25 protein-coding genes are annotated in these 26,839 nt (G+C 60.6%); 3 read left to right on the top strand and 22 right to left on the bottom strand.

Translation table 11 applies throughout. The features are described 5' to 3' along the window. Positions 1-6: 6 nt before the first annotated feature. From fliQ to DLM_RS04945, 8 genes are all read right to left on the bottom strand, one after another. On the bottom strand, positions 7-276 hold the full coding sequence (gene fliQ / locus DLM_RS04980) for a flagellar biosynthesis protein FliQ (protein ID WP_089085248.1): 270 nt from the start codon (positions 274-276) through the stop codon (positions 7-9). After that, the gene (locus tag DLM_RS04975; protein ID WP_089085247.1) at positions 273-773 is read right to left on the bottom strand and encodes a GNAT family N-acetyltransferase; all 501 of its coding nucleotides are present in this window, start codon (positions 771-773) and stop codon (positions 273-275) included. Before DLM_RS04975 ends, fliQ begins: the two co-directional genes overlap by 4 nt. 2 nt (positions 774-775) lie before the next feature. Next, a complete protein-coding gene (gene fliP / locus DLM_RS04970) occupies positions 776-1,519 on the bottom strand; it encodes a flagellar type III secretion system pore protein FliP (RefSeq protein WP_089085246.1) in 744 nt (247 codons plus the stop codon). After that, positions 1,519-1,911 (bottom strand): flagellar biosynthetic protein FliO, encoded by a 393-nt coding sequence (fliO, locus tag DLM_RS04965; RefSeq protein WP_231960071.1) that lies wholly within the window; start codon positions 1,909-1,911, stop codon positions 1,519-1,521. The genes fliP and fliO overlap by 1 nt, the downstream gene beginning before the upstream one ends. 65 nt (positions 1,912-1,976) lie before the next feature. Continuing rightward, positions 1,977-2,423, bottom strand: a complete 447-nt coding sequence (fliN, locus tag DLM_RS04960) for a flagellar motor switch protein FliN (protein ID WP_089085244.1) — start codon at positions 2,421-2,423, stop codon at positions 1,977-1,979. Further along, positions 2,420-3,424, bottom strand: a complete 1,005-nt coding sequence (fliM, locus tag DLM_RS04955) for a flagellar motor switch protein FliM (RefSeq protein ID WP_089085243.1) — start codon at positions 3,422-3,424, stop codon at positions 2,420-2,422. Before fliM ends, fliN begins: the two co-directional genes overlap by 4 nt. 3 nt (positions 3,425-3,427) lie before the next feature. Then, positions 3,428-3,955 carry a flagellar basal body-associated FliL family protein gene (locus tag DLM_RS04950; protein ID WP_089085242.1) on the bottom strand — a complete coding sequence of 176 codons (528 nt, stop codon included), beginning with the start codon at positions 3,953-3,955 and terminating at the stop codon, positions 3,428-3,430. Between the two features lie 105 nt (positions 3,956-4,060). Then, the gene (locus tag DLM_RS04945) at positions 4,061-5,017 is read right to left on the bottom strand and encodes a flagellar hook-length control protein FliK (protein ID WP_089085241.1); all 957 of its coding nucleotides are present in this window, start codon (positions 5,015-5,017) and stop codon (positions 4,061-4,063) included. A gap of 208 nt (positions 5,018-5,225) precedes the next feature. Between DLM_RS04945 and DLM_RS04940 the strand changes: the two genes are divergently transcribed. Genes DLM_RS04940 through DLM_RS04930 form a run of 3 tightly spaced genes read left to right on the top strand, consistent with a single transcriptional unit; the run spans position 5,226 to position 8,888 of the window. Then, positions 5,226-6,239 (top strand): iron ABC transporter substrate-binding protein, encoded by a 1,014-nt coding sequence (locus DLM_RS04940; protein WP_089085240.1) that lies wholly within the window; start codon positions 5,226-5,228, stop codon positions 6,237-6,239. 4 nt (positions 6,240-6,243) lie between these two features. Continuing rightward, positions 6,244-7,851 carry an ABC transporter permease gene (locus tag DLM_RS04935; RefSeq protein ID WP_089085239.1) on the top strand — a complete coding sequence of 536 codons (1,608 nt, stop codon included), beginning with the start codon at positions 6,244-6,246 and terminating at the stop codon, positions 7,849-7,851. Then, on the top strand, positions 7,848-8,888 hold the full coding sequence (locus tag DLM_RS04930) for an ABC transporter ATP-binding protein (RefSeq protein ID WP_089085238.1): 1,041 nt from the start codon (positions 7,848-7,850) through the stop codon (positions 8,886-8,888). The genes DLM_RS04935 and DLM_RS04930 overlap by 4 nt, the downstream gene beginning before the upstream one ends. A gap of 7 nt (positions 8,889-8,895) precedes the next feature. Here DLM_RS04930 and fliJ read toward each other — a convergent pair whose 3' ends face one another. The 14 genes from fliJ to DLM_RS04860 form a co-directional block, all read right to left on the bottom strand. Continuing rightward, positions 8,896-9,345, bottom strand: coding sequence for a flagellar export protein FliJ (gene fliJ, locus DLM_RS04925; protein ID WP_089085237.1), 450 nt, complete (start codon positions 9,343-9,345; stop codon positions 8,896-8,898). Between the two features lie 12 nt (positions 9,346-9,357). After that, positions 9,358-10,749 carry a flagellar protein export ATPase FliI gene (gene fliI / locus DLM_RS04920; protein ID WP_089085236.1) on the bottom strand — a complete coding sequence of 464 codons (1,392 nt, stop codon included), beginning with the start codon at positions 10,747-10,749 and terminating at the stop codon, positions 9,358-9,360. Then, positions 10,733-11,530 (bottom strand): flagellar assembly protein FliH, encoded by a 798-nt coding sequence (locus DLM_RS04915; RefSeq protein WP_231960069.1) that lies wholly within the window; start codon positions 11,528-11,530, stop codon positions 10,733-10,735. Before DLM_RS04915 ends, fliI begins: the two co-directional genes overlap by 17 nt. After that, positions 11,520-12,518, bottom strand: coding sequence for a flagellar motor switch protein FliG (gene fliG, locus DLM_RS04910; RefSeq protein ID WP_045848354.1), 999 nt, complete (start codon positions 12,516-12,518; stop codon positions 11,520-11,522). The genes DLM_RS04915 and fliG overlap by 11 nt, the downstream gene beginning before the upstream one ends. Then, entirely contained in the window at positions 12,511-14,271 is a 1,761-nt protein-coding gene (fliF, locus tag DLM_RS04905; RefSeq protein WP_089085234.1) for a flagellar basal-body MS-ring/collar protein FliF, read from the bottom strand. Before fliF ends, fliG begins: the two co-directional genes overlap by 8 nt. Before the next feature lie 62 nt (positions 14,272-14,333). Beyond that, a complete protein-coding gene (gene fliE / locus DLM_RS04900) occupies positions 14,334-14,654 on the bottom strand; it encodes a flagellar hook-basal body complex protein FliE (protein WP_089085233.1) in 321 nt (106 codons plus the stop codon). Between the two features lie 2 nt (positions 14,655-14,656). Then, positions 14,657-16,030, bottom strand: coding sequence for a sigma-54-dependent transcriptional regulator (locus tag DLM_RS04895; protein ID WP_089085232.1), 1,374 nt, complete (start codon positions 16,028-16,030; stop codon positions 14,657-14,659). A gap of 9 nt (positions 16,031-16,039) precedes the next feature. Further along, a complete protein-coding gene (locus DLM_RS04890; RefSeq protein WP_231960067.1) occupies positions 16,040-16,705 on the bottom strand; it encodes a chemotaxis protein CheB in 666 nt (221 codons plus the stop codon). Positions 16,706-16,811: 106 nt separating this feature from the next. Continuing rightward, positions 16,812-17,309, bottom strand: coding sequence for a low molecular weight protein-tyrosine-phosphatase (locus tag DLM_RS04885; protein ID WP_231960065.1), 498 nt, complete (start codon positions 17,307-17,309; stop codon positions 16,812-16,814). Positions 17,310-17,395: 86 nt separating this feature from the next. Next, entirely contained in the window at positions 17,396-18,394 is a 999-nt protein-coding gene (rlmF, locus tag DLM_RS04880) for a 23S rRNA (adenine(1618)-N(6))-methyltransferase RlmF (RefSeq protein ID WP_089085468.1), read from the bottom strand. A 92-nt stretch (positions 18,395-18,486) separates the two neighbouring features. Beyond that, complete coding sequence (locus DLM_RS04875; protein WP_089085467.1) at positions 18,487-19,263, bottom strand: substrate-binding periplasmic protein; 777 nt, start codon at positions 19,261-19,263, stop codon at positions 18,487-18,489. 22 nt (positions 19,264-19,285) lie between these two features. Further along, positions 19,286-23,464 (bottom strand): PAS domain S-box protein, encoded by a 4,179-nt coding sequence (locus DLM_RS04870; RefSeq protein WP_167467037.1) that lies wholly within the window; start codon positions 23,462-23,464, stop codon positions 19,286-19,288. A gap of 171 nt (positions 23,465-23,635) precedes the next feature. Beyond that, the gene (locus tag DLM_RS04865) at positions 23,636-25,825 is read right to left on the bottom strand and encodes a methyl-accepting chemotaxis protein (protein WP_119313204.1); all 2,190 of its coding nucleotides are present in this window, start codon (positions 25,823-25,825) and stop codon (positions 23,636-23,638) included. 355 nt (positions 25,826-26,180) lie between these two features. Continuing rightward, positions 26,181-26,528 carry a YkgJ family cysteine cluster protein gene (locus DLM_RS04860; RefSeq protein ID WP_231960061.1) on the bottom strand — a complete coding sequence of 116 codons (348 nt, stop codon included), beginning with the start codon at positions 26,526-26,528 and terminating at the stop codon, positions 26,181-26,183. Between the last annotated feature and the right edge of the window lie 311 nt (positions 26,529-26,839).

Raw genomic sequence — 26,839 nt, 5'->3', positions numbered from 1 at the left:
GCGGGGTCAGCCAATCACAGTAGGGATGCTTTGAAACAGCCGGGTAGTGTATTCCACCAGGGTGTTGAGCATCCACGGCCCGGCCAGCACCAGCACCAGAAACATCGCCAGCAGCTTGGGAATGAAGGTGAGCGTCATTTCGTTGATTTGCGTGGCGGCCTGCAACACGCTCACCAACAGACCCACCACCAGCGACACCAGCAGTACCGGTGCCGAGACGATGATCAGGATGTACAGTGCGTTCTGCACCAGATTGATGACCAGTTCCGGACTCATGATTCTCTCCTTGCGTCGGCAGGCTCCTGCCAGCCGCCTTTGGCCATCAGCCAGTTTTCCAGCGTCTCGCCATCCCGCGTCACGGTATTGGCGCGCAACACCGCATAACCGGCCTGTTCGAATACCGGTCGGGCAGCATGACTGGCCCAGGCATGCAGGGCCACAAGCCCGGCCTGTGCCGCCGTCTCTTCCAACTGGCGGATCATCTGCAATGCCAGGCCGCGTCGCTGCGCGGCAGGCGCCACATACAACATGTCCAACGCTCCGGCATGGGTCAGCCAGGCAAAACCCAGCAACTCACCAGCCGCACTGACAGCAACGCTCCAGCTAGCGGACAGGCGCGCAGCCCAGGCTGCAGCGGTTTCATCATCCCAGATACCGGCCCAGGCCAGGCGGGCCGCCAAGGGGTAAGCCTCATCCGGCAAGGCGGCTATGCAATCGGCGCACAGGGCATGACACAGCGGCAGCATGTCCGGCGTAATGGGGTGAAACTCCATGTTCAGCCCGTATAAAAGCTTTGGACCAGTGAGCCCATCAGCAAGGTCCAGCCGTCCACCAGCACAAACAGCATCAGCTTGAACGGCAGCGATATGGTGACCGGCGACACCATCATCATCCCCATGGCCATCAGGATGCTGGCCACCACCAGGTCGATGATCATGAAGGGGATGAACACCATGAAGCCGATCTGGAAGGCGGTTTTCAGTTCGCTGATGACATAGGCCGGAATCAGCGTTTTCATCGAGACATCAGCCTTGGTGGCCGGTTTTTCCGAGCGGGAAATCTCAATGAAAAAGGCCAGATCCTTCTCGCGGGTCTGGCTGAGCATGAAAGCCTTCATCGGCTTGCTGGCCTCTTCCACCGCCTGGTTGAAGCTGATCTTGTCGTCCGAAAACGGTGCCCAGGCCTTGTTGTACACCTGATCAAACGTTGGCCCCATCACAAACAGGGTGAGGAACAGCGACAAGCCCAGAATCACCTGATTAGGTGGCGACTGGGTCACACCCATGGCCTGGCGCAGCAGGGACAGCACAATCACGATGCGGGTGAATGCGGTGGTCATCAACAGCATGGCCGGGATGAAACCCAGCGCTGTCATGAACAACAGCATCTGCAAGGACAAGGAATAATTCTGGCCGCCACCCGCACCCGGGGTACTGGTCATCAGTGGCAAACCCGCAGCCTGCGCCAATGGCGGCAGAACCAGCAGCAGCAAAGGCAGCAATCTGGAGAAGAGTTTCATTATTTGTTTATGACTTCGGATTTCTGGCGTCCCTTTTCCATGGCCGCCTTCAGCCAGCGGGCAAAGGGTTCACCGGGCTGCACCACCTCGGCACCGGCATCTGGCGGTCTATCCATCTTGGTCAGCAGATTGACGCTATGGCTGGTTACGCCCAGCACCAGCCACTCACCTTCCAGTTCGACAATCACCACCTTTTCCCGCTGCCCCACCAGCACACCACTGATCACCCGCAAGCGGCTGGAACCGCCCAACATGCCACCGGACATGCGGCGAAACAGCCAGGCCAGGCCGACGATGGCGGCCAGCACCACAGCGAGACCAAGAATCACCTGCAGCAGGCTGCTAAACGGCGTGGGCGTGCTGGCGGCCAGCAGCGGCTGGGAGGCCGTCATGCTCGCAAACGCGCCAGCTGAGCATATCAGCAGCAAAAGGCCGCACGCCTTGCCGGTAGCACGCATTACTTCTGCAAGCGGCGGATACGTTCCGCCGGGGTAATGATGTCGGTCAGGCGGATACCAAACTTGTCGTTCACCACCACCACTTCGCCCTGGGCGATCAGGCAGCCGTTGACCAGCACGTCCATCGGCTCACCGGCCAAGCCATCCAGCTCCACCACGGACCCCTGTGCCAGTTGCAGCAGGTTGCGGATGGCAATCTTGGTACGTCCCAGCTCAACAGTTAACTGAACCGGAATATCCAGGATCATGTCCAGATTGCTGGGGACATTCAATGCAGGTTCGCTGCTGCCCAGCTCCTGGAACAGATTGGTTGCCGGCTGCACATTGGCGGCGGTCTGTTCTGTATCGCTGGTTTCCTGTTCTGCCATGGCGGCAGCCCAATCATCCATCGATACCTCTTCTTCTGCCGCTCCCGGGGTCTGACCTTCTTCTAGCTGCTCAGTCATTGCTTGTTGTCTCCTGCGGGCTCGACGAATTCGCCGGCCCCGGCCAATACCTTGTCTACCTTGAGGGCATAACGCCCCTGCACGGTGCCATAGTGGCATTCCAGAACCGGGATGCCGGAAACATCCACCACCACGGCTTCGGGAACGTCCAACATCACCACGTCACCGTTTTTCAAATTGAGAATCTGTCCCAGCGTGACCTTGGTTTCCGCCAGCGTGGCCACCAGTTCCACCTCGGCTGCCTGCACCTGATGCGTCATCAGGCTGACCCAGCGATTGTCCACTTCGGTCCGGTCGGCCTGCATGGTGCTGGACAGCACGTCACGAATCGGCTCGACCATGGAGTATGGCAGACAGATGTGAAAATCGCCGCCGCCAGCACCCAACTCGATATGGAAGGTCATGGCCACCACCACCTCGGTAGGGGTGGCAATATTGGCAAACTGGGTATTCATTTCCGAACGCAGATACACAAACTCGATGGGATGCACCGGCTCCCATGCTTTCTGGCACTCGGTGAATACCACCTCCAGCAGGCGGCGGATGATGCGCTGTTCGGTAGGGGTGAAATCACGCCCTTCAACACGCACATGGTAGCGCCCATCACTGCCAAACAGATTATCGACGATCAGGAAAACCAGATCCGGGTCGAAAATCAGCAGGCCGGTGCCGCGCAGCGGCTTTACATGAACCAGATTGAGGTTGGTGGGCACCACCAGATTGCGAATGAATTCGCTGTACTTCTGCACCCGTACCGGCCCCACGGAGATTTCCGCGTTGCGCCGGATGAAATTGAACAAGCCTATACGCAGGTTGCGGGCGAAGCGTTCATTGATGATTTCCAGCGTCGGCATGCGGCCGCGCACAATGCGCTCTTGCCGGCCGATATCGTAGCCGCGGACTCCCTGGGAGTCCTGCGCACTGTCATCATCTTCGTCCTCGCCGGTGACGCCCCTGAGCAGGGCATCCACCTCTTCCTGGGACAGGATATCGTCGCCCATCGCTTACTGCTTCTGAATGATGAAGGAAGTGAACAGAACGCTTTGCACCAGCTCTTCTTCGCCGGCGTCCATCGATTCGTTAATGATCTGTTTGACCTGGGCCTTGAGCTTGACCTTGCCATCCGGAGTAGACAGTTCCGCCGCCGTTTTGGAAGACAGCAGCAAGATCAAGGCACTGCGAATCTTGGGCATGTAATCGGTAAACTTCTTCTTGGCTTCTTCATCGCCAAGTTCCGCTTGCATGTCCACTTGCAGCAAGCTGCCATCGCCGCCAGACAGATTGACCACAAAGGTATCGATCTTTTCGAAGATGGGCGGGCCTTCTTTTTTCTTCTTCGGTTTTTCTTTGGTCTGCTCGGTCTGGGCAGCATCATGCGGCTTGTTCATATTGGTGAACATCACGTAGGCAAGGCCACCCATACCGGCCAGTACCAGAACCAGAAGAATCACCACCACCAGCATCAGTTTGTTGCCACCCCCCGCTTTTTTCTCGCCCTTGTCCGCTTTGTCCGCTTTTTTGTCTTCTGCCATGGGTCTTCAGTCCGTACGTTAGGTTTATAAGGAAATCTTAAGCCATTTCCTTATTTTATTTTCCAGATTTCCGCACGAACTGAACAGAGCCCCCTTTGAGCAATATCAGGCAAAGATACTGAGTATCCCGCGTGCGGACTTGATGGCTGCCAGCGTATCGTCCTCGTCGTTGCCAGCTGCACTCTGGCGGCGGCCATTCTGATTCTGGTTGGATTGCTGTTGCCGATTCCCGGATTGTCCGCTGGAAACCTGTGCATCGGCAAGAGCTATACCACTGGAAGCCATCATGGAAGCAAGTTTCGGCATGTTGTTTTCCAGAATTTCACGCGTTGCCGGCACTGCCGAAGTGAAAATCACCTGCGCCTGGTCATTGCCATTCATTTTCAGCGTCACCTCCACCGGACCCAATTGCGGCGGATTCACCTGTATGGTGGCCTTGTCCAGTTTCATGCTGACCATGGACACCAGTTGGTCCCCCAGGGCCTTGGACCAGTTGGGATCGGTCATCGGCTGGGAAATGGTCAGCGTCTTGGTCTGACTGGCCTGAGCCGCCTGCGTGGCCTGGTTGGCATTCTGGCTGGCCGCAAGCTGATCGGCATTGGGCGGCAAGAATTGCAGTGCTGCGGCATCCTTGCCCGGCAATTCTTGCGCCTGCAGGCCTGCCTGATGCTTCAAGGGGCCAGCCCCCTGCAGCAGAGAATCGATGGCGACGTCCTTCGCGGCGGCAGGGTTTACCTCGGCCGTCCCCGGCTGGACAGCGGTCTTATCCTGTACTGGTGTTACCTGCAGGCCAGCTTGCAGCATTGGCAATGCGGCCAGCAGCATATTGGCACCATTGTCGGTGGAGGCGGCATCGTCGCCAGAGGCGGAATCCTTGTCCTGCTTGCCTTTGCTGTCGCCCGAACCGGCATCTGCCTGCGCGGGCAAGGCAGTGGTCAGACTGCCGATCTGCGCGCCCAGCAAACTGGCAAACAAACCACCGGCATCCTGCGCGCCGGTGTCTGCCTGCCCTGGCGGCATGGCTGTCTTGGCGCTGCTCGCCGGCATTACGGTAATGGTCATGGCCGAAACCCCCTGGGGAAAGATGCAGGCTTAGCAGCAATTTGCATGCCAGCCAGTCACATCACAGCCCGTCTTTGCCGCTTGCTAACATTATTAATGCGAATCATTATCTTTTACCTTACAATTGTAAGGAATCCTGCCAAACCCGGTGTACTTACACACCCGATTCGCGCAGTTCCCGTTGAATATCTGCAAGGAGCACACCCAGATGTCCCGTCCGTCCCTCCGTATTCTCACCACCGCCCTGCTGGTTTCCGGCCTGTTCACTGCCACCGCCCACGCTGCACCCAGCGCCGATGGCATCGTGGTTTACAACGCCCAGCATGAGAGCCTGACCAAATCATGGGTTGAAGGCTTTACCAAAGAAACCGGCATCAAGGTAACGGTACGTAACGGTAGTGACAGCGAAATGGGCAACCAGATCGTGCAGGAAGGCGCATCCTCCCCGGCCGATGTATTCCTGACCGAAAACTCCCCGGCCATGGTTTTGGTGGACAATGCCCGCCTGCTGGCTCCGGTGGAGGCCAGCACGCTGGCACAGGTTGATCCGGCCTTCCGCCCGGCCCAGGGCAAGTGGGTTGGCATTGCCGCGCGCTCCACTGTTTTTGTCTACAACAAGAATCGTCTGACCCCGAAAGAGCTGCCCAAATCGCTGCTGGATCTGGCCAAGCCGGAGTGGAAGGGCCGCTGGGGTGCCGCCCCGGCTGGTGCCGACTTCCAGGCCATCGTCAGCGCCTTGCTGGAACAGAAGGGCGAAGCCGTCACCCTTGGCTGGCTGAAGGCGATGAAGACCAATGCCCTGCCCTACAAGGGCAATAGCGTGGTGATGAAGGCGGTGAATGCCAGCCAGATCGATGGCGGGGTTATCTACCACTACTACTATTTCGGCGATCAGAACAAGACCGGCGAAAACAGCAAGAACACCGCCCTGCACTACTTCAAGCAGCAGGATCCGGGTGCTTTTGTCAGCCTGTCCGGTGGTGCAGTTCTGGCATCCAGCAAGCACAAGGAAGAAGCCCAGGCCTTCCTGAAATGGGTTACCGGCAAGGGCGGCCAAACCATCCTGAAGAACGAAAACTCCTTCGAATACGCCGTGGGTCTGGGAGCACAGTCCAATCCGAAACTGGTGCCGCTGAAGAATCTGGACGCACCGAAAATCGATGCTTCGCGTCTTAACAGCCGTAAAACCGTCGAACTGATGACCCAGGCGGGCCTGCTGTAACACCATGAGCACATCGCACACACGTGCCTCTGCAGGACCGTTGCCGAAGGAAAACGGCACGGTCTTGCCTGCCGGCCTGCGCTTGCCGGGCCGGCAGGCTCCCGCCTGGCTGCAAGCCAGCTCACTGCTGGTTTCGCTGCTGGCCCTGCTGCCATTGGCCTTCATCATTACCATTGCGGTTGAAACCGGCTGGGATACCGTAGTCCAGTTGGTGTTTCGGCCACGCGTCGCTGAACTGCTGCTCAATACCACCCTGCTGATGCTGCTCAGCCTTCCGCTGTGCGTTGCCATGGGAACGGCCATGGCCTGGCTCACAGAGCGCAGCAATCTGCCGGGACGACGCATCTGGTCGGCGCTGGCCATCGCCCCGCTGGCGGTGCCGGCTTTTGTCCACAGCTATGCCTGGATCAGCCTGCTGCCAGCCTTCAACGGCTTGAGTGCCGCGGTATTGCTATCGGTAATTGCCTATTTCCCCTTCATCTACCTGCCTGCTGCTGCAGCGCTGCGCCGCATGGACCCGGCACTGGAAGACAGTGCCGCCTCGCTGGGACTAAGCCCCTGGGCGGTATTCCGCCGCGTGACCATGCCACAGCTCAAACTGGCAATCTGGGGCGGCAGCTTGCTGGTAAGCCTGCATCTGCTGGCCGAGTACGGCCTGTACGCCATGCTGCGCTTCGATACCTTTACCACCGCAATCTTTGACCAGTTCCAGTCCAGCTTTAACGGCCCGGCAGCCAATATGCTGGCCGGGGTGCTGGCGCTGTGCTGCCTGGCCCTGCTGTGGCTGGAGGCTGGCACACGTGGTAATGCCCGCTATGCCCGATTGGGCTCCGGCTCTGCCCGCGACGCAACGCCAGCGCGGCTGGGCTGGCGCTGGACCGCGCCCGCGCTGCTGCTTTGCCTGCTGAGTGCCGCCCTGACGCTGGGCGTGCCGCTGATTACCCTGGGACACTGGCTATGGGAAGGTGGCACCGCCGCCTGGCGTAATGACAGCCTGTGGCCGGCGCTTGAGCAGACCATGCTGTTTGGTGCGCTAGGTGCCATGCTGACCGTGCTGGCTGCCATCCCGTTGGCCTGGCTGTCCATCCGCGCGCCAGGCCGGCTACAGCGACTGCAGGAAGGCTGTAACTACATCACCAGCGCCCTGCCCGGCATTGTCACGGCGCTGGCGCTGGTCACCATCACCATCAATCTTGCCCGCCCGCTCTACCAGACCGTCTTTACCATCTTGCTGGCTTACCTGCTGATGTTCCTGCCGCGGGCGCTGGTGAGTCTGCGCGCCGGCATTGCCCAGGCACCTGCCGAACTGGAAAACGCCGCCCGCAGCCTGGGCAGTACCCCCAGCCAGGCGCTATGGCGCGTGACGCTGCGACTGGCTGCTCCGGGCGCGGCCGCCGGTATGGCGATGGTGTTTCTGGCCATCAGCAACGAGCTGACTGCCACCCTGCTGCTGGCCCCCAACGGCACGCGCACACTGGCTACCGGCTTCTGGGCCATGACCAGCGAAATCGACTACATCATGGCAGCGCCCTATGCCCTGCTGATGGTGCTGCTGTCGCTGCCGCTGACCTGGCTGCTTCATTACCATTCCAAACGGAGTGCCGGACGATGACTTCCCTGCACCTGCAACACCTGAGCAAACACTTTGGCACCACCCGTGCTGTCGATGATGTCTCGCTGACGACCAAACAGGGCAGCCGCCTGGCCATTGTCGGCCCTTCCGGCTCGGGCAAGACCACCCTGCTGCGCATGATTGCCGGCTTCGAATATCCCGACCAGGGCAGCATCAGCCTGAATGGCCAGACGCTGGCTGCCGACGGACGAGCCCTGCCCGCCCACCTGCGTGGCATTGGCTATGTGGCGCAGGATGGTGCCTTGTTTCCCCACCTGACCGTAGCGGACAATATCGGCTTTGGCCTGACGCTCAAAGGCGCAGCCCGCCAGCGGCGCATTGCCGAACTGGTGGAAATGGTGGCGCTGGATACCTCCATGCTGACGCGCTGGCCGCACGAGCTGTCCGGTGGACAGCAGCAGCGTATCGCGCTGGCACGTGCGCTGGCGCAGCAGCCGCAACTGATGCTGCTGGATGAACCGTTCTCGGCACTGGACACCGGCCTGCGCGCCGCCATGCGCAAGATGGTGGCCCAGTTGCTGGGCGATGCCGGCATCACCGCCATTCTGGTGACCCACGATCAGGCCGAAGCACTGTCCTTTGCCGACCAACTGGCCGTCATGCGCCAGGGCAGGCTGATTCAGGCCGGCAGCCCGCAACAGCTATACAGCCAGCCGGCGGATGAAGCCACGGCGCTGTTTCTGGGTGAAGCCCTCATTCTGCCCGCCCGGGTTCATGCAGGAACGGCACATTGCGCGCTCGGCCAGTTAGCGGTCAACAACGCCCAGTTCAGCGGCGACGCACGCATCATGCTGCGCCCGGAACAACTGACGCTGCTAGCGGACAAGCAGGCCGAACCGACGCCCAAGGCGCGTATCGTGGAGTGTGATTTTGGTGGGCATGACAGCCTGGTAAGCCTGCAACTACCGGGGGCGGAGCAATTGCTGCAATTGCGTACCAGCAGTTGGGCGCTGCCCACGCCGGGCAGCACGGTAGGATTGGCGATTCAAGGGCAGGCACACCTGCTGCCAGCCTGAGCCGCGCTCAGTCGTCGCCGTGCGTCTGATCCCAGAAACGACGGGTGGCAAATTCATCCGTCGTTTTTTGTTCGCGGCGCGCCTGAATCAGTTGCTCGCGTTCGTGCTCACGTTCCAGCAGCTTTTCGTAGGCCTTGAGCTTTTTGTGCTCGTTACGCCAGGCTTGACGCTCCATGATGAAGCGCTGCTTGGCAAACTCGGCATCACCCTGCTGAATGCGCACCGCCTCGTCCAGCCGGCCTAGAAACTTCTGGAAGTCCTGCCATTGGGCAATGCTCATCCCCTTCATGCCACCGGAAGTGAGCCGCTCACGGTATTCCGCACGGAAATTTTCCAGTTGTTCCTGCCGGTTCATGGCTTCCAGCAATTTGGCCTGCGCCTGGCGCATGCGTTCGGCCGCGGCGGCCTGCTTGTCCTCGGCCAGCTTGATCAGGAAGGTGTATTTGCTCTGTGCCATGGCCTAAGCGCCTTACGCCAGCACGCTTTCCAGTTGCAACTGGCTGGTGCTGTAGTCCTGCGACTCGTGCATGGGCTGGGTGAGAAAACTGGTCATTTGCAACTGGCGGCGCATGGCTTCATCCAGTACCGGATCGGACCCCGGCACGTAAGCACCCACGCTGATCAGATCGCGATTGCGCTGATAGCGTGAGTACAACTGCTTGAAGTAGCGCGCCTGATCCATTTGCTTGGGCGGCACCACATCCACCATCACCCGGCTGATGGACTGTTCGATATCAATCGCCGGGTAATGCCCTGCTTCGGCCAGCTCGCGCGATAACACGAAGTGACCATCCAGAATGGCGCGTGCCGAGTCGGCAATCGGGTCCTGTTGGTCATCGCCTTCGGACAACACGGTATAAAAACCGGTAATCGAGCCGCCGCCATTGGCCGCATTGCCGGCACGTTCAATCAACTGCGGCAGGCGGGCAAACACCGAAGGCGGATAACCCTTGGTCACTGGCGGCTCACCAATGGCCAGCGCGATTTCGCGCTGCGCCATGGCATAACGGGTAACCGAATCCATCAGCAGCAGCACATCCTTGCCCTGGGCACGGAAATACTCGGCCAGTGCGGTGGCATAGGCCGCGCCATGCAGGCGCATCAGCGGCGGCATGTCCGCCGGGGCCGCCACCACTACGGCGCGGGCGATGCCCTCCTCGCCCAGAATGTTTTCGATGAAGTCCTTGACCTCGCGTCCCCGCTCGCCGATCAGCCCCACCACCACCACGTCAGCACGGGTAAAGCGGGCCATCATGCCCAGCAGTACCGACTTGCCGACGCCGGAACCGGCAAACAGGCCCAAGCGCTGGCCGCGCCCCACCGTCAACAGGCCATTGATGGCACGCACACCCACGTCCAGCACCTGCTTGACCGGCGAGCGGTCCAGCGGGTTCATCGGCTGGCTGTGCAAGGGAAAGTAGGCTTCGGGATGGATTGGCCCCTTGCCGTCCAACGGACGGCCCAGCGAATCGAGAATGCGCCCCAGCAGGCTTTCACCCACCGGCACCTGACGCCCGGCCGGGCCATTGACCCGCGCCGATACCACGTTCTGCCCATAACAGGGTGGATGGGATGGTGCCAATGGCCGTACCGGCGTGCCGGGTAGCAGACCATGCACATTGGCCAGCGGCATCAGATAGACACGGTCGCCGGAAAAGCCGACCACCTCGGCCTCCACCACATGGTTGTCGGCCAGCTCCACCTGGCAGGCACTGCCTACCGGCAGCTTGATGCCGGTGGCTTCCATCACCATGCCAGTAACCCGCAACAAGCGCCCGCAGGGCTGCCACAGCGGTGCCTCCCGTGCCGCGCGGGCACAGTCGCTCAGGAACTGACGTTGTCTGTCAATCAATGTGGTCATCGGATGCGGCTTCCAACCCCATGGCACTGCGCAGCGCGGCCACGCGCGCCGACAGGCGCAAATCCAGTTGCAGGGCCGCGGTATCGATGATGCAGCCACCACGCTGGATATGCGGGTCTTCTATCCATTGCCATTGGGTTTCCGGTGTTTCCTGTTGCAGAAACTGGCGCACGGCCTCCAGATCGGCCGGATTGACCCGCAAGCGGGCCTGACTCATGGTGGCGGGTAATTCATTCAGTACCTGTCGCAACTGGGCGATGATGGCACTTTCGCTATGCTGCAGATGCTCTCCGGCCAGGCGCTCGGCCATCTGCATGGCCAGCGACAGCAGGGATGCGGCCAACTCTTCTTCCACGCGCGCCAGTTCGCGCGCGAAGTTGGCAGACATTTCCTGTAGTGGCGTCCACAGTTGGGCAAACTGAACCGCCGCCTGGTCATGTCCCTGTTGCAGCCCCTGCGCCAAGCCTTCGGCGTGACCTGCCTGCACGCCTTCGTCGTAGCCGGTCTGCCAGGCATCCTGATGAATAGCCTCCAGCTCGGAGGCGGTAGGATAGCCGGAGGCCGCTGGCGGTTCGTCCTCAGGCTCGGCACTGGGCGCAGCGTTATCGGCAGCCTGCTCGGCAGCGGCCACGGTCGGGGCCTGCTCCAGATGGCGGCGCAAGGCGTCCAGTCCGGCAAGCTGATCCGGGCTGAAACTGCCGTCGTTCTGGGTCAGCTCGGCTGGCGTCCAGCTTTGCCAGCCTTGCAGTTGCTCACCAGGAATAATGGGATTATTCGACAAGGCCTTCGTCACCACCCTTGCTGCCTAGCACGATCTGGCCATCGTCGGCCAGCTTGCGGACCACCTTGAGGATTTCCTTCTGTTCGGCTTCCACCTCGGACAGTTTGACCGGCCCCTTGGATTCCAGATCGTCGCGCAGCATTTCGGCCGCACGCTGCGACATATTGCGGAAAATCTTGTCCTTAAGCTCGGCACTGGTGCCCTTGAGCGCCACCACCAGCGAGTCGGACTGCACTTCGCGCAGGATGGTCTGGATGGAGCGATCGTCGATGTCGAGAATGTTCTCGAACACGAACATCTTGTCCTGGATGCGTTGCGCCAGTTCCGGGTCGTACTCGCGGATGTAGTTGAGCGCCGAACCTTCCACATTGGAACCCATGAAGTTGAGGATTTCCGCCGTGAGGCTGATGCCGCCGGATGCGCTCTTCTTGATGCGGTCCGAGCCGGACAATAGCTGGGTCAGCACGTCGTTCAGTTCGCGCAGCGCCTGCGGCTGCACCCCTTCGAGCGTGGCGGTACGGATCAGCACCTCGTTGCGCAGCCGCTCCGGGAAGAAGGACAGGATGGAGCTGGACAGGTCCGGCTCCAGGTGAACCAGAATGGTGGCAATGATCTGCGGGTGTTCGTGGCGGATCAGGTCGGCAGCCGAGGACGGGTCCATCCACTTCAGGCTTTCGATACCGCTGTGATCGTTGCCCTGCATGATCTTGTCCAGCAGGTTGGCCGCCTTGTCCGGCCCCAGCGCTTCGATCAGCACATTGCGCAGGTATTCGTCCGACGCGCCAATGCTGGCGCGTGCCGCGCACTCCTCGCGGAATTTGCCAACGATGTCGTCAATCTGGTCGTAGCTCAGATTATTGATGGCCGCCATGGCCAGCGAAATCTTCTGCACTTCCTTGGGACCCAGATATTTGAACACTTCCACCGCTTCAGCCTGTCCCAGGCTGAACAGCAGGACCGCACTGCGGTGAACTCCGTTATCACTCATCGGCGCTAATCCATTCCTTGATGATCTGGGCTGCCATGCGCGGATCAGACTTCACCAACTCACGCGCAGCTTCCAGATTCTGGTTGTACTGACGCATCTGGGCATCCTTCGGATTTTCCGGCGAACCATCCGCATGCGTAGCAGCCGCACCCTTGCCACCAGCCGCCGCCGCAGTTGCGCTGCCGCCCTCCTCGTCCCCAGCCACCGCCAGCAAACGGCCACCGGCATCGGTAAGCGGCTTGCCATCCGGGCCTTTCTTGACAGCGTCTTGCGGCTTGACCAGATCCTTGACGATAGGCCGCACCACGCCAAACAGCAAATACAGCACGGCAATGGTGAGCAAGGCGTACTTGATCAGGCTGGAAGCATTGTTGGTGAGATAATCGGTCACCTTTTCCTGCATGGTCACCGGTACCGCCGCATCGGCAAAAGCCGCGTTCACCACATTCAGCGTATCACCACGCTGACTGTTGTAGCCCATGGTTTCCTTGACCAGATTGTTGATCTGCTGGATTTCCTGGGCGGTTAGCGGCGTCGGTTTCACCTCGCCGTTCTTGTCCGGCATCTTGCGGTAGTTCACCACCACGGCAGCAGACAGACGCTTCACCACCCCTTGCGGCATCTTGGTGTGCTGGATGGTCTTGTCCACCTCGTAATTGGTGGTGATATCACGTTCCAGCGCGCCGGATTGCCCCATGGCCTGACCGGACAGCGTCGCCGTACCCGGCGCAGCACCCGGTGGCAGCGTAATGGGGGCGGAGGCCGATGATGGCGGCTGATTGGACAAGGCACCCGGCACCCCACCGGCATTGGCCGCGCCACTGCCCAGACGCTCGACGATCTGCTGACTACGCGTGGCCGAAGGATTGGGAGTGGAATTGGGTCGGTAGCTTTCCGAGGTCTGCTCCACTTCGGAGAAATCCACATTGGCCGTAACCTGGGCGTGGATATTGCCCTGGCCAAAAATCGGTTCCAGGATGCTTTCAATACGCTTGACGTAACCGTCTTCCACCTGGCGCACATAGCCCAGTTGGGTCTGATCCATGCCTGCAGTGTCCTTGTCGGACAGCTTGGACAGCATATTGCCGTCCTGATCCACCACCGTGACATTCTTCACCGGCAGATTGGGCACGGCACTGGACACCAGATGCACGATGCCGGCCACCTGGCCCTGATCCAGCGTGCGGCCGCGGAACAGATTGAGCATGACCGAGGCTGTTGGCTGTTGCTGGTCACGCACGAAAACGCTTTGCTTGGGAATGGCAATGTGGATGCGGGCAGACTCCACCGAACCGATGGCTTCGATGGTACGCGCCAGCTCGCCTTCGATGGCGCGCTGGTAATTGACTTGTTCGGCAAACTGGCTGATGCCGAACTTCTGGTTATCCATCAGCTCGAAACCCACCCCGCCCGCCTTGGGCAAGCCTTGGGCAGCAAGACGCAGACGCGCGTCATACACCTTGTCGGCCGGAACCGACACCGTGCCGCCATCACCCAACTGATAGGGAATGTTCATCTGCTGCAGGGCAGCAGTGACCTGACCGCCATCGCGGTCGGCAATATTGGAAAACAGGATTTTGTAACTGGGCTGCCGGTTCAGGACAACGGCACCGACAATGACAGAGAAAATGGCAGCCAAGGCCACCAGGAAGAGGATCTTTTTATTGTTGGGAAGCGACTTGAAACGCTCGGAAGCATCGTTGAGCCGGGTTCGCCAAACAGGAGTTGCGTTTTGTTCTGCCAGATCAGCCATACAGTGGTTTTAGTTTCAGGCACAGCCACTGCCGGCAGCATAAGGATATGGTGTCGGCCAGGCTATACCTGGGTATTCATGATTTCCTGATAGGCGGACACCAGCTTGTTGCGCGCCTGGACCATGGTCTGGAACGACAGGCTGGCTTTCTGCAAGGAGACCATCACGTCCTGCAGGTTAACCCCCTCGTCTCCCAACTCGAACTGCTTCTGCATTTCCTGCGAAGTTTGCTGAGCAGAATTCACCTGCTCAATCGTTGATTTGAGAACATCGGCAAAGTCAACCTGCGACGCGTCCTGCGACTGCGCGGCAGGCTTTCCGCCAGCCAGGGCCGATGCGGCCCGCAGCTCGCTCAACATCTGGTCTACATTATTAATCGACATGGCTACTCCGTACTGCGTACGTCCAGGTCATCCGGATCCTCGTCCTGGCCATCTTCTTCGCGGTAGCGCTGCAGTTTGTAGCGCAAGGTGCGTTCACTGATGCCCAGTTTTTCAGCAGCGAGTTTCTTGACGCCTCCCACTGCTGCCAGTGTATCCAGAATATGACGTTTTTCCAGCGTTTTCATGTCGGACTCTGCCGTCATGATAGGCGGGACTGTGGTTTCTGTCCGGGTAAGCGGTGTCGAACCGGAAGCACCATCCAGCAACAGGTCGGCGGCAATAATTGCCGGACCGGCGGCAAGAATCACCGCACGCTGCATGACATTTTCCAATTCGCGGATGTTACCTTCCCAACTATAGGCCGTCAATTGACGTTCCGCCTCTTCGGAGAGGCTCAATCCGGAACGCCCGGCCGCTTCAGCATATTTCTTAAGCACAAGCCGTGCCAGCGGCAGAATGTCCTCGCGCCGCTCGCACAGCGCCGGAATACGCAGCGGGAAAACATTCAGGCGGAAATACAAATCCTCGCGAAAACGCCCGGCATCCACTTCGGCAGCGACGTCGCGGTTGGAGGTGGCCAGTACACGGATGTCCAGTTTGATGGTGCGGGTGCTGCCCACCCGCTCCACTTCACGCTCCTGCAATACCCGCAGCAGCTTGGCTTGCAGGGACATTGGCATTTCGGTGACTTCATCCAGCAGGATGGTGCCACCCTGCGCCTGTTCGAACTTGCCCGGCAAAGCCTGTGCCGCACCGGTAAACGCTCCTTTTTCATGGCCGAACAGCGTGGATTCCAGCAGATTATCCGGAATGGCCGCGCAATTGACCGCAACAAACGGGCCGTCGGCACGACGGGAGTGGCGGTGAATGTAGCGGGCCAGCACTTCCTTGCCCGCGCCGCTGGGGCCGGTAATCATCACGCTGGCATCGCTGCTGGCCACCCGGCTGGCCAGGGCGAACAGTTGGCGCATTTGCGGTGATTCGGCCACGGCTTCGTCCCGGTCGCTATCCGGCAACTGGAGAATATGCTTTTCCACTTCGGCAATCAGGCTGCCCGGCTCAAACGGCTTGAGCAGATAGTGGGTGGCACCGGCACGCAGCAGGGCAATGGCGCGTTCGATGACGCCATAGGCGGTCATCAGGATGAAGGGAACGCCCGGATAACGAATTTTTACCTCTTCGAACAGGCTGTAACCGTCCATCGGTGCCATTTGGGCATCGGAAATGATCAAGCCGACCGGGGTTTTCTTCAACTGCAGCAAGGCTGCACTGCCATCTCCGGCTTCCAGCGTCGGATAGCCGGCCAGGCTGAGGGTGTCAACGATGGCTTCACGCAAATCGGCGTCGTCTTCGACGACAAGAATGGGCAACTTCATTGTTTCTTCTTATACGGTTGGCTGACGTTGGGCCACCAGCGCCACCAGGCGGCTGGCGATGGATGTCAGGGGCAATACTTCGTGATGACCTTTCAGGGCAATGGCTTCCTTGGGCATGCCGAACACCACGCAACTGGCTTCATCCTGGGCGATGTTGTAGGCGCCGGCTTCCTTGAGTTCCAGCATGCCTTGCGCGCCATCACGCCCCATGCCGGTCAGAATGACGCCGATACAGTTCTTGCCGGCCAGATTGGCCGCTGACCGGAACAACACATCCACCGATGGCCGATGCCGGTTGACCGGCGGCCCGCTGTGCAGCGCCGTGGCGTAGCCGATGGTCGCCGCCGACTTGAGCAGCAGGTGCGAATGGCCGGGTGCGATATATACCGTGCCTGACTGCAGGCGTTCGCCGTCTTCCGCCTCCTTCACATGCAGCTGGCACAGTGAATCCAGCCGGGCGGCAAAGGATTTGGTGAACAGTTCCGGCATGTGCTGGGTCACCAGAATGGGCGGCATGCTGGCGGGCAGCGCACTGAGCAGGACACGCAGCGCCTCGGTACCTCCGGTGGATGATCCCACCACGATGACGGTCTGGCGCGCCAGCGGCGTGCGACCGGTCTGGCGCGGCAGAATGACATCGGCGCTGTGACTGGGCACCACTTCCATTGGTGCCATTGATTCCCGCGAAAACTGTCCCATTTGCTTCCTTGCAATCTGTACGGCCATGGCGACCGTATCCGGGTGCCTAGCTTAAGCCCACACCGGCATTATGCCAATACAATCAGCCTGTCGGCTGCGTGATTCCCCACTGCCGAAGCTGGCTGATCCAGCCATCGCTGGCGGACTCGATCAGGTCCAGCACCAGATCAAAGCCATGCGGACCGCCGTAGTAAGGGTCCGGCACTTCCTGTGGCGGCTGTTTTCCAAGCGGGGCCAGGATGTAATCCAGCCGCGCGCGGCAACTGGCCGGACACATGGCGCGCAGCGCGGTCATATTGTGCCGGTCTGCCGCCAGGATGAGGTCGAAGCGTTCGAAATCCGCAGCGCTGACCTGTCTGGCACGCTGTTGCGACAGGTCATAGCCACGCTTGCCGGCAGCACGGCAGCTACGCGGATCGGGTGCTTCGCCAACATGGTAAGCATGGGTGCCGGCTGAATCCACGCCGACCAGGTGATCCAGGCCGGCCTGCTGCAGCCGGGCACGCATGACGCCTTCCGCTGTGGGGGAGCGACAGATGTTTCCCATGCAAACCATCAGGATGGTGAATTGCTTGTTCATGTTTCCCTGCTCTTGCCTTGCGGGCTCCACCGTGGAGGTCCGTCATTCCTTCAACATAAACCAATCTGGCTGACGGCATAAACCAATCATGCGCCAGCGCTGTCTTCCTGCCAGTAACGCGCAGCCCACGCCTGCTGGCCGGCCTGATCCAGAAAGCTCCAGGCCAGCAGGCGGCTGCGCTTTTGTCCCTGCGCCATGGCCACCACCCGGCTTTGCCTTGCTCCCGCAGCGCGCAAGGCATGCTGCAGCGCTGGCAGGTTGTCCGCGCTGGATAACAGGCTGGTAAACCAGCAGCACTGGCGGGCAAAGCGGGTGCTTTCGGCAATCATTGCCGCCACAAAGGCGCGTTCTCCTCCTGGATAGCACAGCTCCTGCTGCTGCCCACCAAAATTCAGCAGCGGATTGCGTGCGCCCCGTTTGTCATCCTGCTTGCCCAACTGGCGCCACTTGCGCAGGCTGCCGGCTGCGGCATCTGCGCGCGAAGCATGGAAGGGCGGGTTGCATACCGTGACATCAAAACGCTCGCCGGGACGGATGATGCCGCCAAACATGGCATCAGCCCGAGTCTGATGACGCAGTTCCACCTGGCTGGCAAGCGCCGGATTGGCCTGCAGGATGGCCTGGGCATTGGCCAGCGCCGGACGATCAATATCAGCGCCGACACAATTCCAGCCGTACTCGGCATGTGCCAGCAGGGGGTATACCAGATTGGCACCGGTGCCGATATCCAGCAGCCGGATGGCTGGCCCCTGCGGCAAGCGGCCTTGCTGGCTGCCGGCCAGCAAGTCGGCAATGCTATGGATGTAGTCGGCACGACCAGGAATGGGCGGACACAGATAGCCTGCGGGGATGTCCCAGCCCTGAATGCCATACCACTGCGCCAGCAGTGCCCGGTTGAGCAGTTTCACCGCCTGCGGGCTGGCAAAGTCGATACTGGGCTGCCCGTGGGCATTGGCTTTGACATGGGGCTTGAGCGCCGGACAGGCGGCAATCAGTGCGGCAAAGTCATACTGGCCCTGATGGCGGTTGCGCGGATGCAAGCGGGCTGGGGCTGGCTTGACCTGTGCATGCGACTTGGCGGGCATGCGGACTCCTTGGCGACAGGAAAACGGCGAAAAGCCGGCATTGTGCCAGCATTCCGCCATGCTGTCCGGCCCTTGCCCTGACTGACGGCATGTCAGAGATGCGGGGCGGCCTGGACATTCTGGTAACGTGTTTCTATTTCATGATAGCCGCCGCTCTGGCGCAGCAGTTGCAGTCCCCGGTCAAAATTGTCGCGCTGCCATTGATGGCGGAATGCCATCTGGTAAGGCGTGGGTGCGAACAAGGGATATACCGTGATGGGTTGGCGCGCCACCAGTTCGGGCGGCAATTGCTGGTTGAAATAGCTGATGATGCGCCAGTCGCCCACGATGACATCCACCCGACCGGCGTAAAGCAGCTGATTGCGCACCTGCTGGTCGCCCTCCTCCCGGTAACGCGGATTGCTGCTTGCCATGGCCTCGAACTGCGGCCCGAGCAACTGGCGGGCGCGCTGGAATGTACTGACCGCGTAGCGCGACAGATCGCTGATGTCATGCAGCACCAGCTTGCGCTGCGTCAGCGCCACCGCCACATTGTGGTACTCCAGGTAGGGCTGGGAAAAATAAGCCTTGAGCTTGCTATAGGGGTTGGTGGTGGCAATACCATCCAGCCGCCCCTGCTGCAACATGCTCTGCAGGCGCTCCATGGGGGCGAAGAAGGGCTGCACCTCCATGCCGGCGCGGCGCGCCGCGGCCACGATCAGGTCGACCTCCAGTCCGCGCCGCTCGGACTCGAATACATAAGGCGGCTTGTTGCTGCCAAAGCCGATCTGCAGCACCACGGCATGACTGCTGCTACCCGTTACCGCCAGTGCGGGCTGGCTGGCCAGCACACCGCAGATGCCCAGTAAAAGGGCGCGTCTTGTTATCATTTCCCCTGCCCTGGCCACCTGCTTAAATGGATGGCCCATCTCCCAGTTGTTGCCATACGCCCTGCAACTGCCATTGCCGGGTCCATGCCGGCAGCGCGGCCGCCGGCATCGGTCGCGCAATGCCATAGCCCTGAACCTGGCTGCAGCCCATCCGCCGCAGTGCCGCGCCGTGTGCCAGGGTTTCCACCCCTTCGGCAATCACCTGCCGCTTGAATACCGCTGCCAACTGGATGACGCTGGCGACGATACCCAGATCATCGGCATCCTCCAGCATGCCCAGCACGAAGCTTTGATCGATTTTCAGCGTATCCAGCGGCAGCTTGCGCAGGTAAGTGAGCGAAGAGTAGCCGGTTCCGAAATCATCCAGCGCAAAATGCACGCCCAGCGCGCGGCATTGCTGCATCACCCGGAAAGCCTCTTCCATATCGTCCAGCGCCGCCGACTCCAGCACCTCCAGTTCCAGCAGGGCCGGACTCACCGCCGGATGCCGCTGTAGCGACTGCTGCAGGTGGCTGCAGAAATCAGGATGCAACAGATAATTGGCACTGACATTGACACTGATGGCCATGGCCATGCCGTCGGCTTGCCAGCGCGCGGCCTGGGCCATGCTCTGTTCCAGCACCCAGCGGCCAAAGGTCAGTTCCAGTTCGCTGTTTTGCAGCGCTGGCAGGAAGTCGGCCGGGGCCAGCAGGCCGCGCTCCGGATGCTGCCAGCGGATGAGTGCTTCCACGCCGATTACCCGTCCATCGTTCAGATCAACCTTGGGCTGGTAATACAGCAGGAACTGCTGCTGTTGCAAGGCCCGCCCCAGTGCTTCCAGTGTGCGCCGGTGCAACTGTGCCTTGCGGTCGCTTTCCGGGTCGAATAGCTGGTAGCGGTTTTTCCCGGCTTCTTTGGCCTGGTACATGGCCTGGTCGGCATGGCGCAGCAGGGTGTCTGCATCGGCCTCATCCTGCGGGTACAGGGTGACGCCCACGCTGGCACTGGTGCTGATGCGGGCCTGATGAATGACAAGCTCCTGGCTGACGGCGCTGAGCACGCGATCCAGGATGGGAATGCAGGCGTCTGCTCCGGCCAGATCAGACAGCAGCAGCACAAATTCGTCCCCGCCCAGCCGGGCAAGGGTGTCCTCGGCCCGCAGCACGCTCTTGAGCCGTTCGGTGACGGCAATGAGCAGTTGGTCGCCCGCCTCATGGCCATGCAGATCGTTGACGGTCTTGAAGCCGTCCAGATCGAGAAAGCACACCGCGCAGGCCAGCCCTTTACGCCGACTGCGGGAAAGCGCCTGTTCCAGCCGGTCTGATAACAGGCGTCGGTTGGGTACGCCGGTCAGCGGATCGTAATTGGCAATGCGGTCCAGCTCGGCTTCATGCGCCTTGAGCGGGGTGATGTCGGAGAAAATCCCGATATAGTGCTGGATCTGGCCAAACTGGTCGCGCACCACCGAAATGGATAGCAATTCGGCGTAAAGGTCGCCATTCTTGCGCCGGTTCCATATCTCACCGCGCCAGAAGTCGTGCTGCCCCACCATGGACCACATGTCCTGATAGAAAGCGGGGCCATGCTGTCCTGATGACAGGATGCCGGGCGATTGGCCCAGCGCTTCGTGCTCGGCATAGCCGGTGATCCGGGTGAAGGCGGTGTTGATTTTGGTGATGCGCCGGGCCGGGGACACCACCATGATGCCTTCGTAACTGCCTTCAAACACTACCGCTGCTTCTTTTTGCGCCAGTGCGTGGATCTTGTGCTCGGTGATGTCGCTATGGGTGCCGGACATCATCAGCGGGCGGCCCTGTGTATCCCGCTCCACCACCCTGCCGCGTGACAGTATCCAGCGCCAGCCGCCCTGCAGGCTCTGGCAGCGCATTTCCATTTCATAGGCCGGGGTCTGGCCATCCAGGTGACGCTGCATGGTGCTTTCCACCAGCGGCAAGTCTTCCGGATGAATATGCGCCAGCCACATCTGACGTGTGATGTCGGTGGCGTCCGGCGCGTAGCCCAGCATGGTCTTCCAGCGCAGGCTGACCTGGAAGTCGTCGGTCTGGACATTCCAGTCCCAGTAGCCCTGGTCCGAGCCTTCGATCACCCGCGCCAACTGCTGTTCGCGTGACTGCAAGATGCGCTCGGCGGTCTTTTTTTCCGTCAGGTCACGGCCAAATGCCATATAGCGCCCATCCTGCATGCGTACCGTGGTCAGCTCGGCCAAGACGATGCCGCCGTCCACCCGGTTCAGCTCCCACTCGCTGCGGATGAAGCGCTGTTCTTCCAGCGCCTCCAGGTGGGCGGGCAAGACCGCCAGGCTGGCGGGTGCCAGCAGATCGACGATATGCATCTGCAGCAACTGGCTCTGGCTGTGGCCGGTCATGCGGCAGGCCGAAGGGTTGGCAAACAGGTACTGGCCTTGTTCATCGGCAATCCAGATGGCGTCACCCGCTTCGTTCAATACCAGATGCAGGTCCTCGTCCAGCCGACGCCGCTCGGTGATATCGGACAAGGTGCCGACCAAGCGCAATACCTCGCCACTGGCACTACGTTCCACCGCCCTGCCGCGTACCCGGATCCAGCGCAGCTCACCACTGCGGGTGATCAGCCGGATATCAAACTCCATCTGGCTGGTTTCGCCACGCAGATGGGCATGGAGCGCCTGCTGCCAGATGGCCACATCCTCGCTGAGCAGCAGTTGGCGGAAAAACTGCACATCGTGGGTATCGTCCTCGGGGCGGTAGCCGGTAAGGGTGTAATAACGGGCCGAGCGATACACGTAGCCGGTGCGCAGGTCCCAGTCCCAGAAACCGTCGCTGGTGGCTTCCACCACTTGCTGCAAACGACGTTCGCTGCTGCGGATCTGCATGGTGAGCCGCATGCGCTCACTGATGTCCTGCACCGTGCCCTGCAGCCGCAGCACGCGGCCAGCGGCATCGCACAGCGCTTCGCCACGGGCGGTGATCCAGCGGCGCTCGCCATCGGGACGGATGACTTCGGCATCGCATTGATAAGGCTTGCCATCCCGCAGGCACTGCTCCACCAGCGCCGACAGGCTGGCCCAGCTTTCCGGCGTGAAATAACTGGCTACTTCGGGGTAGACCGCGGGCGGCAGATCTGTCGCCCGGCCATAGATGCGATACACCTCGCCAGACCACTCGTGCCGGTCTTGCACCACGTCCCAGCTCCAGTTGCCAATCCCGGCCATGCGCTGCGCGGCGCGCAGATCGGTTTCGCTTTGCAGTAGCCGCTGCTGATCCTGCTGCTGACGAGTAATGTCGCGCGAAATGCCAAACAGGCCGACAACCTGCCCATCCATGCCGAATACCGGGCCCTTGCTGACCTGGAAAACCATTTCCGACCCGTCTTGCAACCGCAGATACTCCTCTGCGGTATGCAGCTTGCCAGCCAGCATGATGGCATTGTCGCCCGCCATCAGCCGGGCAGCAGAGTCGGCGTCGAACAGCGCCCTGTCATCCTGTCCGATGATGTCAGGCAGAGCCCGGCCAACAAAGCCGGCGGCAGCGGCATTCACCATCAGGTAGCGTCCCTGCCGGTCCTTGACGAAAACAGCATCGGAGGTGCCACTGACCACGGCATCGAGCAGGCCGCGGTGGGTCTCGTTGCGTTCTGCCAGGCCGCGCAGCAGGCCGCTGAACAGGCTGACGGTGATGCCGCACAAGCCAAGAAAACCCCATTGCAGGAGATAGGCCGGCTCGGCGGCGGCACTGTGGAAATGCGGCATGGCCAGCAGATCCACACCGAGGACACAGAGCGCCGTTGCCAGCAGGCCGGGGCCGATGCCACCTAACAAGGCACTCAGAATGATGGGAAACATGAACATGATGAGCATGGGGCGCGCATACACGCTCAGCGGCAACAAGTGACGCAAGCCCAGCACCGCCAGCGCGGCCACCAGGGCAAACAGGTAAGCCAGCCAGGGCGGAATTCGCGGGCGCGACATGCGTTCCGACCAGTTTTCCAGCAGGCCGGCAGCCGGGCTGCGTTCCACGGCGGGAACCGCATGCAGGGAAAAATACAGCATCACCGCCGTCATCAGGACAAACACAACGCCCTTCCAGGTTGAGAGCTGCAACATGGTATCGGCATTGGCCAGCAAGGAAAGCAGACTGTCAGACAGCAATATCCACAGCAGGGCCAGCACGCAATAAGCACAGACCACCAGCCGGATGAAACGGGTTCTTGCGGGAGCAACCATGCTGCGATAACCCTGGTTCATGCTGTAAGGACAGCAGATAAAGTTTTGTTGGTATGCCTTGCTGACTGGCCATGCTACACAGCCCGGTGCAGTCGAACATAAATGCAGTCACACCACATTGCCATACCCCATCGGGAGTAGGGCGGCCGTATGGTCCGGCCACCGTGATGGTCAGCGCAGGCGGAAGCGGCTGACAATGCCATGAATCTGTGCCACCTGCCGGTCCAGTTCGGCCAGTGCCTGGCCGGTGGCATCAGCCTCGCTGCGGGTTTCCGAAGCACCGCCGGCAATACCGCTCACGTCCTCGGCCAGTTCGGCGCAGCTTTGTTGTTGCTCGGCCACATTCTGGCTGACCCCACCCACCAGTTGCACCACCTCGCTCGCCTGCTGGCTGATGGTTTGCACCGACTCACCGGCCCGATTGATGTTGTCCACACTGGTGGCCACGCTGTCTTCCACTTGCTGCATGTCGGCCACGGCAAGCTGTACCTGACTGCCAATGGATTTGACGATGGTCTCGATTTCGCCAGTAGAACGGCTGGTGGAATCGGCCAGCTTGCGCACTTCGTCAGCCACCACGGCAAAGCCGCGCCCGGCCTCACCGGCACGCGCGGCCTCGATGGCGGCATTGAGCGCCAGCAAATTGGTTTGCTCGGCCAGCGATTCGATAACGCCGACAATCCTGGTAATGGCGGCACTGGAGTCCTGCAGCTGATGCAGACAGTTGGCGGTTTGGCCCACGGCGGCGGACACCGAGCGGATGTCATTCAGCGCGGTATGAATGATGGACTTGTTCTGGTGCGCACGCTCTGCCGAATCGCTACACAGCGTGGCGGCCTTGTCCACCTTGCGCAGGATGTCCAGCATGCCGCCGTTCAATTGTTGCAAGGACTGGTCGATATGCTGCGACGCTCGCTCCCCGGTTTCGGCCACCGTGCTCAAATGCTCCGAGGTGACGCCCATATTACGATTGGCCTCCACCACCGCCTGCAGGCAGGTTTCCACTTGCAACATGCCATCCTGCAAAGCGTGCAACAGGCGATTGAGGGCCTCGCCGGCCCTGGCTGCCTGCTTGCTGCACAAGCCTTCCACCCGCAGGGTGAGGTCGAAGTTTTCCGCCACGGCAATCATGGTGGACTCGATACGGCGCAGGTCGTAAATCTGCTTGAAGGTTTGGTACTGGCGGTACACCACAAACAGCCCAAACAGAAACAGCAGGCCCAGCACCAGCCGCACCACCAGCATGGTATTGCGCTGACTGGCATACAAGGGCGCCAGTTGCCGCTCCAGTTGCGCCGGGGTCAGGTAGTAATACAGCGTCCATGGCTTGTCGCTGTGAATTTTCAGCGGCAGGCTGAGCCAGGCACCACCCAGCGTCGCGGCCTGTTGTTTGCCACTGAGCAAATCGGGCAGCACGGTATTGCGACGGTCGAAAATACGAATGCCGCGCTCCGCGTTGACCAGCGCAAAATTACCCGCCTCCTGCGGCATTTTCAGCCCGGTTTTGGCCGCTGCTTCCCTGTCTTTGGGGGTAAGAACCAGGTACGGCATATTCAGCAATGCGGCCTCGAACACATTGGCGCGCACGATGGACGACACCACGCCGATGAACTGGTGCTGCATATCGTAAACCGGCACGGAATAGAGGAAGCCGGCAGCGTCGTACACATTGCACTGGGATTTGGAGTAGTACTGGGTATTGTCGCAGGTGCGCATCAGCGGCGAAGTGACTGCCGGGATGTCATCCAGCACCTTGAAATCAAAGCGCGGGTGTGATGCCTTCAGCTCGGCCATCTGGGTGGGGAAATAGCTGTATTCCTCATCTTCCAGTTGCTCGGGGACGTCCGGGTCCTTGCTTTTGGCTTCGTCCTCGTCTTTTTTCCCGCCTTCCGGCTCCAGCCGAACGGTATCAAACATGAAAAAAGGCACTTGGCCTTTTTTGAAATCCAGCCCGTCCATCACAGCATAAACTTCTGACACGCGGGTACGGCTGACCAGATTGTTGAACACCTGCTGCACGGTGAGGAAGGCATCGGCGGTAAAGCGGTGGTTGGCCACCACATCTTCTTTGTCATCCACCCGGTTGCCACCACGGATTTGCCGCACGCTGGGCATCAGGCTGATGGTGCGGGTGTTTTCATACATGGTGTCAAACATGTCCTGCAACTGCCTTTGCTTATGCTCCAGTTGCGGCATGGCTTCTTGCTGGATCAGCTGCTCGCGCGCAGTGGCCAGACGACCGGCAGACCAGCGCTGCATGGCCCATTCGCTGGCAATCAGCACCATGGCCAAGCCAAGCAGCAGGTAGCACAAGCGGGCAAACAGGAAAACCTTCCACGGTGACCGCCTTGTGTTTGTCATGTTTGCTCAACTTTTAATTAACCAATGAAAACTACTCGCTCCCAATATCACGGTTATAGAAAGAAAACAGGCCTTGCGGTAGCTGTTTTGATCGGGCAGGTATGACAGCAGCGCCGCGCGTGCCGCCCTCAGCACGAACAGGACAGCATGACCCGTCCAGCATGAAACTGGATAATTCCCTTGATACCCCTTCTTTTACGCCTTAAATCCTGGTTTATCGAGATTTAACCGAACAACAAGCAGGCTGCCAAACCCGCCAGGCACCGTGCTGTCCTGGCCTCTCCGGCCGGGTCTGGCTGGAAATGACGCTCAGGCCGCGCCCGCAGCCGCCGCGGAGCAGAGCCTGCGGCCCGCCTCAGCCTTCACTGAGCGCCAGCATGGGCAATGCGGGCAGGCCATGCTTGTGCCGGGCTTTGCGGCATTGCGCATCGCCGGCCTGCACCTCGTGACAGGGAGAGGGACGCTGGGCATACAGGCTGCAGGACACGGACTGCCCTACTTCGCCCACGAGGGCCTGGCAGCGTGGCGCGGGCTGATTGGTGCCGGCAAGACAGGCATGCCAGGGGGTGAGCTGCTGCACCATGGCAGCGGGCAATCCCAGGCTGTCGGCCTCGGCCCAATAGAAGGAAACACGGAAACTGGCGCAGCAGGCGCCGCAATCCAGACAGGGATTGAAAGTGACAGTGGCAGGAGCGTTCATCATTGAGCGTGTCAGACAAAGTGATGGACCAGCCGCCGCCCGCTAGTAACCGTGGCGGCGTGGCTGCATCGCGGCCACCGCCGGGGTGGCGCACACGGACACAGCCGGGCAGCACTATACCTGCCTGTCATCGCTCAGAAAAGTCTGAGTTCTACTGCACTGCAGCAACACACCACAGCCGCCCGCCAGACAGCTTGTCAGGCTGCCACGGGACGCATCGACCTCACATGGGTCAAACCCTGCTTGGTCTTGGCGCGGCTAACAAAAGCCCAGCGTGCTTGGGACAAGAAGACGCAACACAGCAGCAGGGCTTG

The sequence above is a fragment of the Aquitalea magnusonii genome (genome assembly GCF_002217795.2).
Classification (GTDB): domain Bacteria; phylum Pseudomonadota; class Gammaproteobacteria; order Burkholderiales; family Chromobacteriaceae; genus Aquitalea; species Aquitalea magnusonii_B.
The sequence above is the reverse complement of the archived record's forward strand: the minus strand, read 5'-3'. Positions and strand labels throughout refer to the sequence as shown.

What these genes read in the sequence shown, in the direction of transcription:
- fliQ (WP_089085248.1), bottom strand. Translation starts at nt 276, where the DNA reads ATGAGTCCGGAACTGGTCATCAATCTGGTGCAGAACGCACTGTACATC.
- DLM_RS04975 (WP_089085247.1), bottom strand. Translation starts at nt 773, where the DNA reads ATGGAGTTTCACCCCATTACGCCGGACATGCTGCCGCTGTGTCATGCC.
- fliP (WP_089085246.1), bottom strand. Translation starts at nt 1,519, where the DNA reads ATGAAACTCTTCTCCAGATTGCTGCCTTTGCTGCTGCTGGTTCTGCCG.
- fliO (WP_231960071.1), bottom strand. Translation starts at nt 1,911, where the DNA reads ATGACGGCCTCCCAGCCGCTGCTGGCCGCCAGCACGCCCACGCCGTTT.
- fliN (WP_089085244.1), bottom strand. Translation starts at nt 2,423, where the DNA reads ATGACTGAGCAGCTAGAAGAAGGTCAGACCCCGGGAGCGGCAGAAGAA.
- fliM (WP_089085243.1), bottom strand. Translation starts at nt 3,424, where the DNA reads ATGGGCGACGATATCCTGTCCCAGGAAGAGGTGGATGCCCTGCTCAGG.
- DLM_RS04950 (WP_089085242.1), bottom strand. Translation starts at nt 3,955, where the DNA reads ATGGCAGAAGACAAAAAAGCGGACAAAGCGGACAAGGGCGAGAAAAAA.
- DLM_RS04945 (WP_089085241.1), bottom strand. Translation starts at nt 5,017, where the DNA reads ATGACCATTACCGTAATGCCGGCGAGCAGCGCCAAGACAGCCATGCCG.
- DLM_RS04940 (WP_089085240.1), top strand. Translation starts at nt 5,226, where the DNA reads ATGTCCCGTCCGTCCCTCCGTATTCTCACCACCGCCCTGCTGGTTTCC.
- DLM_RS04935 (WP_089085239.1), top strand. Translation starts at nt 6,244, where the DNA reads ATGAGCACATCGCACACACGTGCCTCTGCAGGACCGTTGCCGAAGGAA.
- DLM_RS04930 (WP_089085238.1), top strand. Translation starts at nt 7,848, where the DNA reads ATGACTTCCCTGCACCTGCAACACCTGAGCAAACACTTTGGCACCACC.
- fliJ (WP_089085237.1), bottom strand. Translation starts at nt 9,345, where the DNA reads ATGGCACAGAGCAAATACACCTTCCTGATCAAGCTGGCCGAGGACAAG.
- fliI (WP_089085236.1), bottom strand. Translation starts at nt 10,749, where the DNA reads ATGACCACATTGATTGACAGACAACGTCAGTTCCTGAGCGACTGTGCC.
- fliG (WP_045848354.1), bottom strand. Translation starts at nt 12,518, where the DNA reads ATGAGTGATAACGGAGTTCACCGCAGTGCGGTCCTGCTGTTCAGCCTG.
- fliF (WP_089085234.1), bottom strand. Translation starts at nt 14,271, where the DNA reads ATGGCTGATCTGGCAGAACAAAACGCAACTCCTGTTTGGCGAACCCGG.
- fliE (WP_089085233.1), bottom strand. Translation starts at nt 14,654, where the DNA reads ATGTCGATTAATAATGTAGACCAGATGTTGAGCGAGCTGCGGGCCGCA.
- DLM_RS04895 (WP_089085232.1), bottom strand. Translation starts at nt 16,030, where the DNA reads ATGAAGTTGCCCATTCTTGTCGTCGAAGACGACGCCGATTTGCGTGAA.
- DLM_RS04890 (WP_231960067.1), bottom strand. Translation starts at nt 16,705, where the DNA reads ATGGCACCAATGGAAGTGGTGCCCAGTCACAGCGCCGATGTCATTCTG.
- DLM_RS04885 (WP_231960065.1), bottom strand. Translation starts at nt 17,309, where the DNA reads ATGAACAAGCAATTCACCATCCTGATGGTTTGCATGGGAAACATCTGT.
- rlmF (WP_089085468.1), bottom strand. Translation starts at nt 18,394, where the DNA reads ATGCCCGCCAAGTCGCATGCACAGGTCAAGCCAGCCCCAGCCCGCTTG.
- DLM_RS04875 (WP_089085467.1), bottom strand. Translation starts at nt 19,263, where the DNA reads ATGATAACAAGACGCGCCCTTTTACTGGGCATCTGCGGTGTGCTGGCC.
- DLM_RS04870 (WP_167467037.1), bottom strand. Translation starts at nt 23,464, where the DNA reads ATGGTTGCTCCCGCAAGAACCCGTTTCATCCGGCTGGTGGTCTGTGCT.
- DLM_RS04865 (WP_119313204.1), bottom strand. Translation starts at nt 25,825, where the DNA reads ATGACAAACACAAGGCGGTCACCGTGGAAGGTTTTCCTGTTTGCCCGC.
- DLM_RS04860 (WP_231960061.1), bottom strand. Translation starts at nt 26,528, where the DNA reads ATGATGAACGCTCCTGCCACTGTCACTTTCAATCCCTGTCTGGATTGC.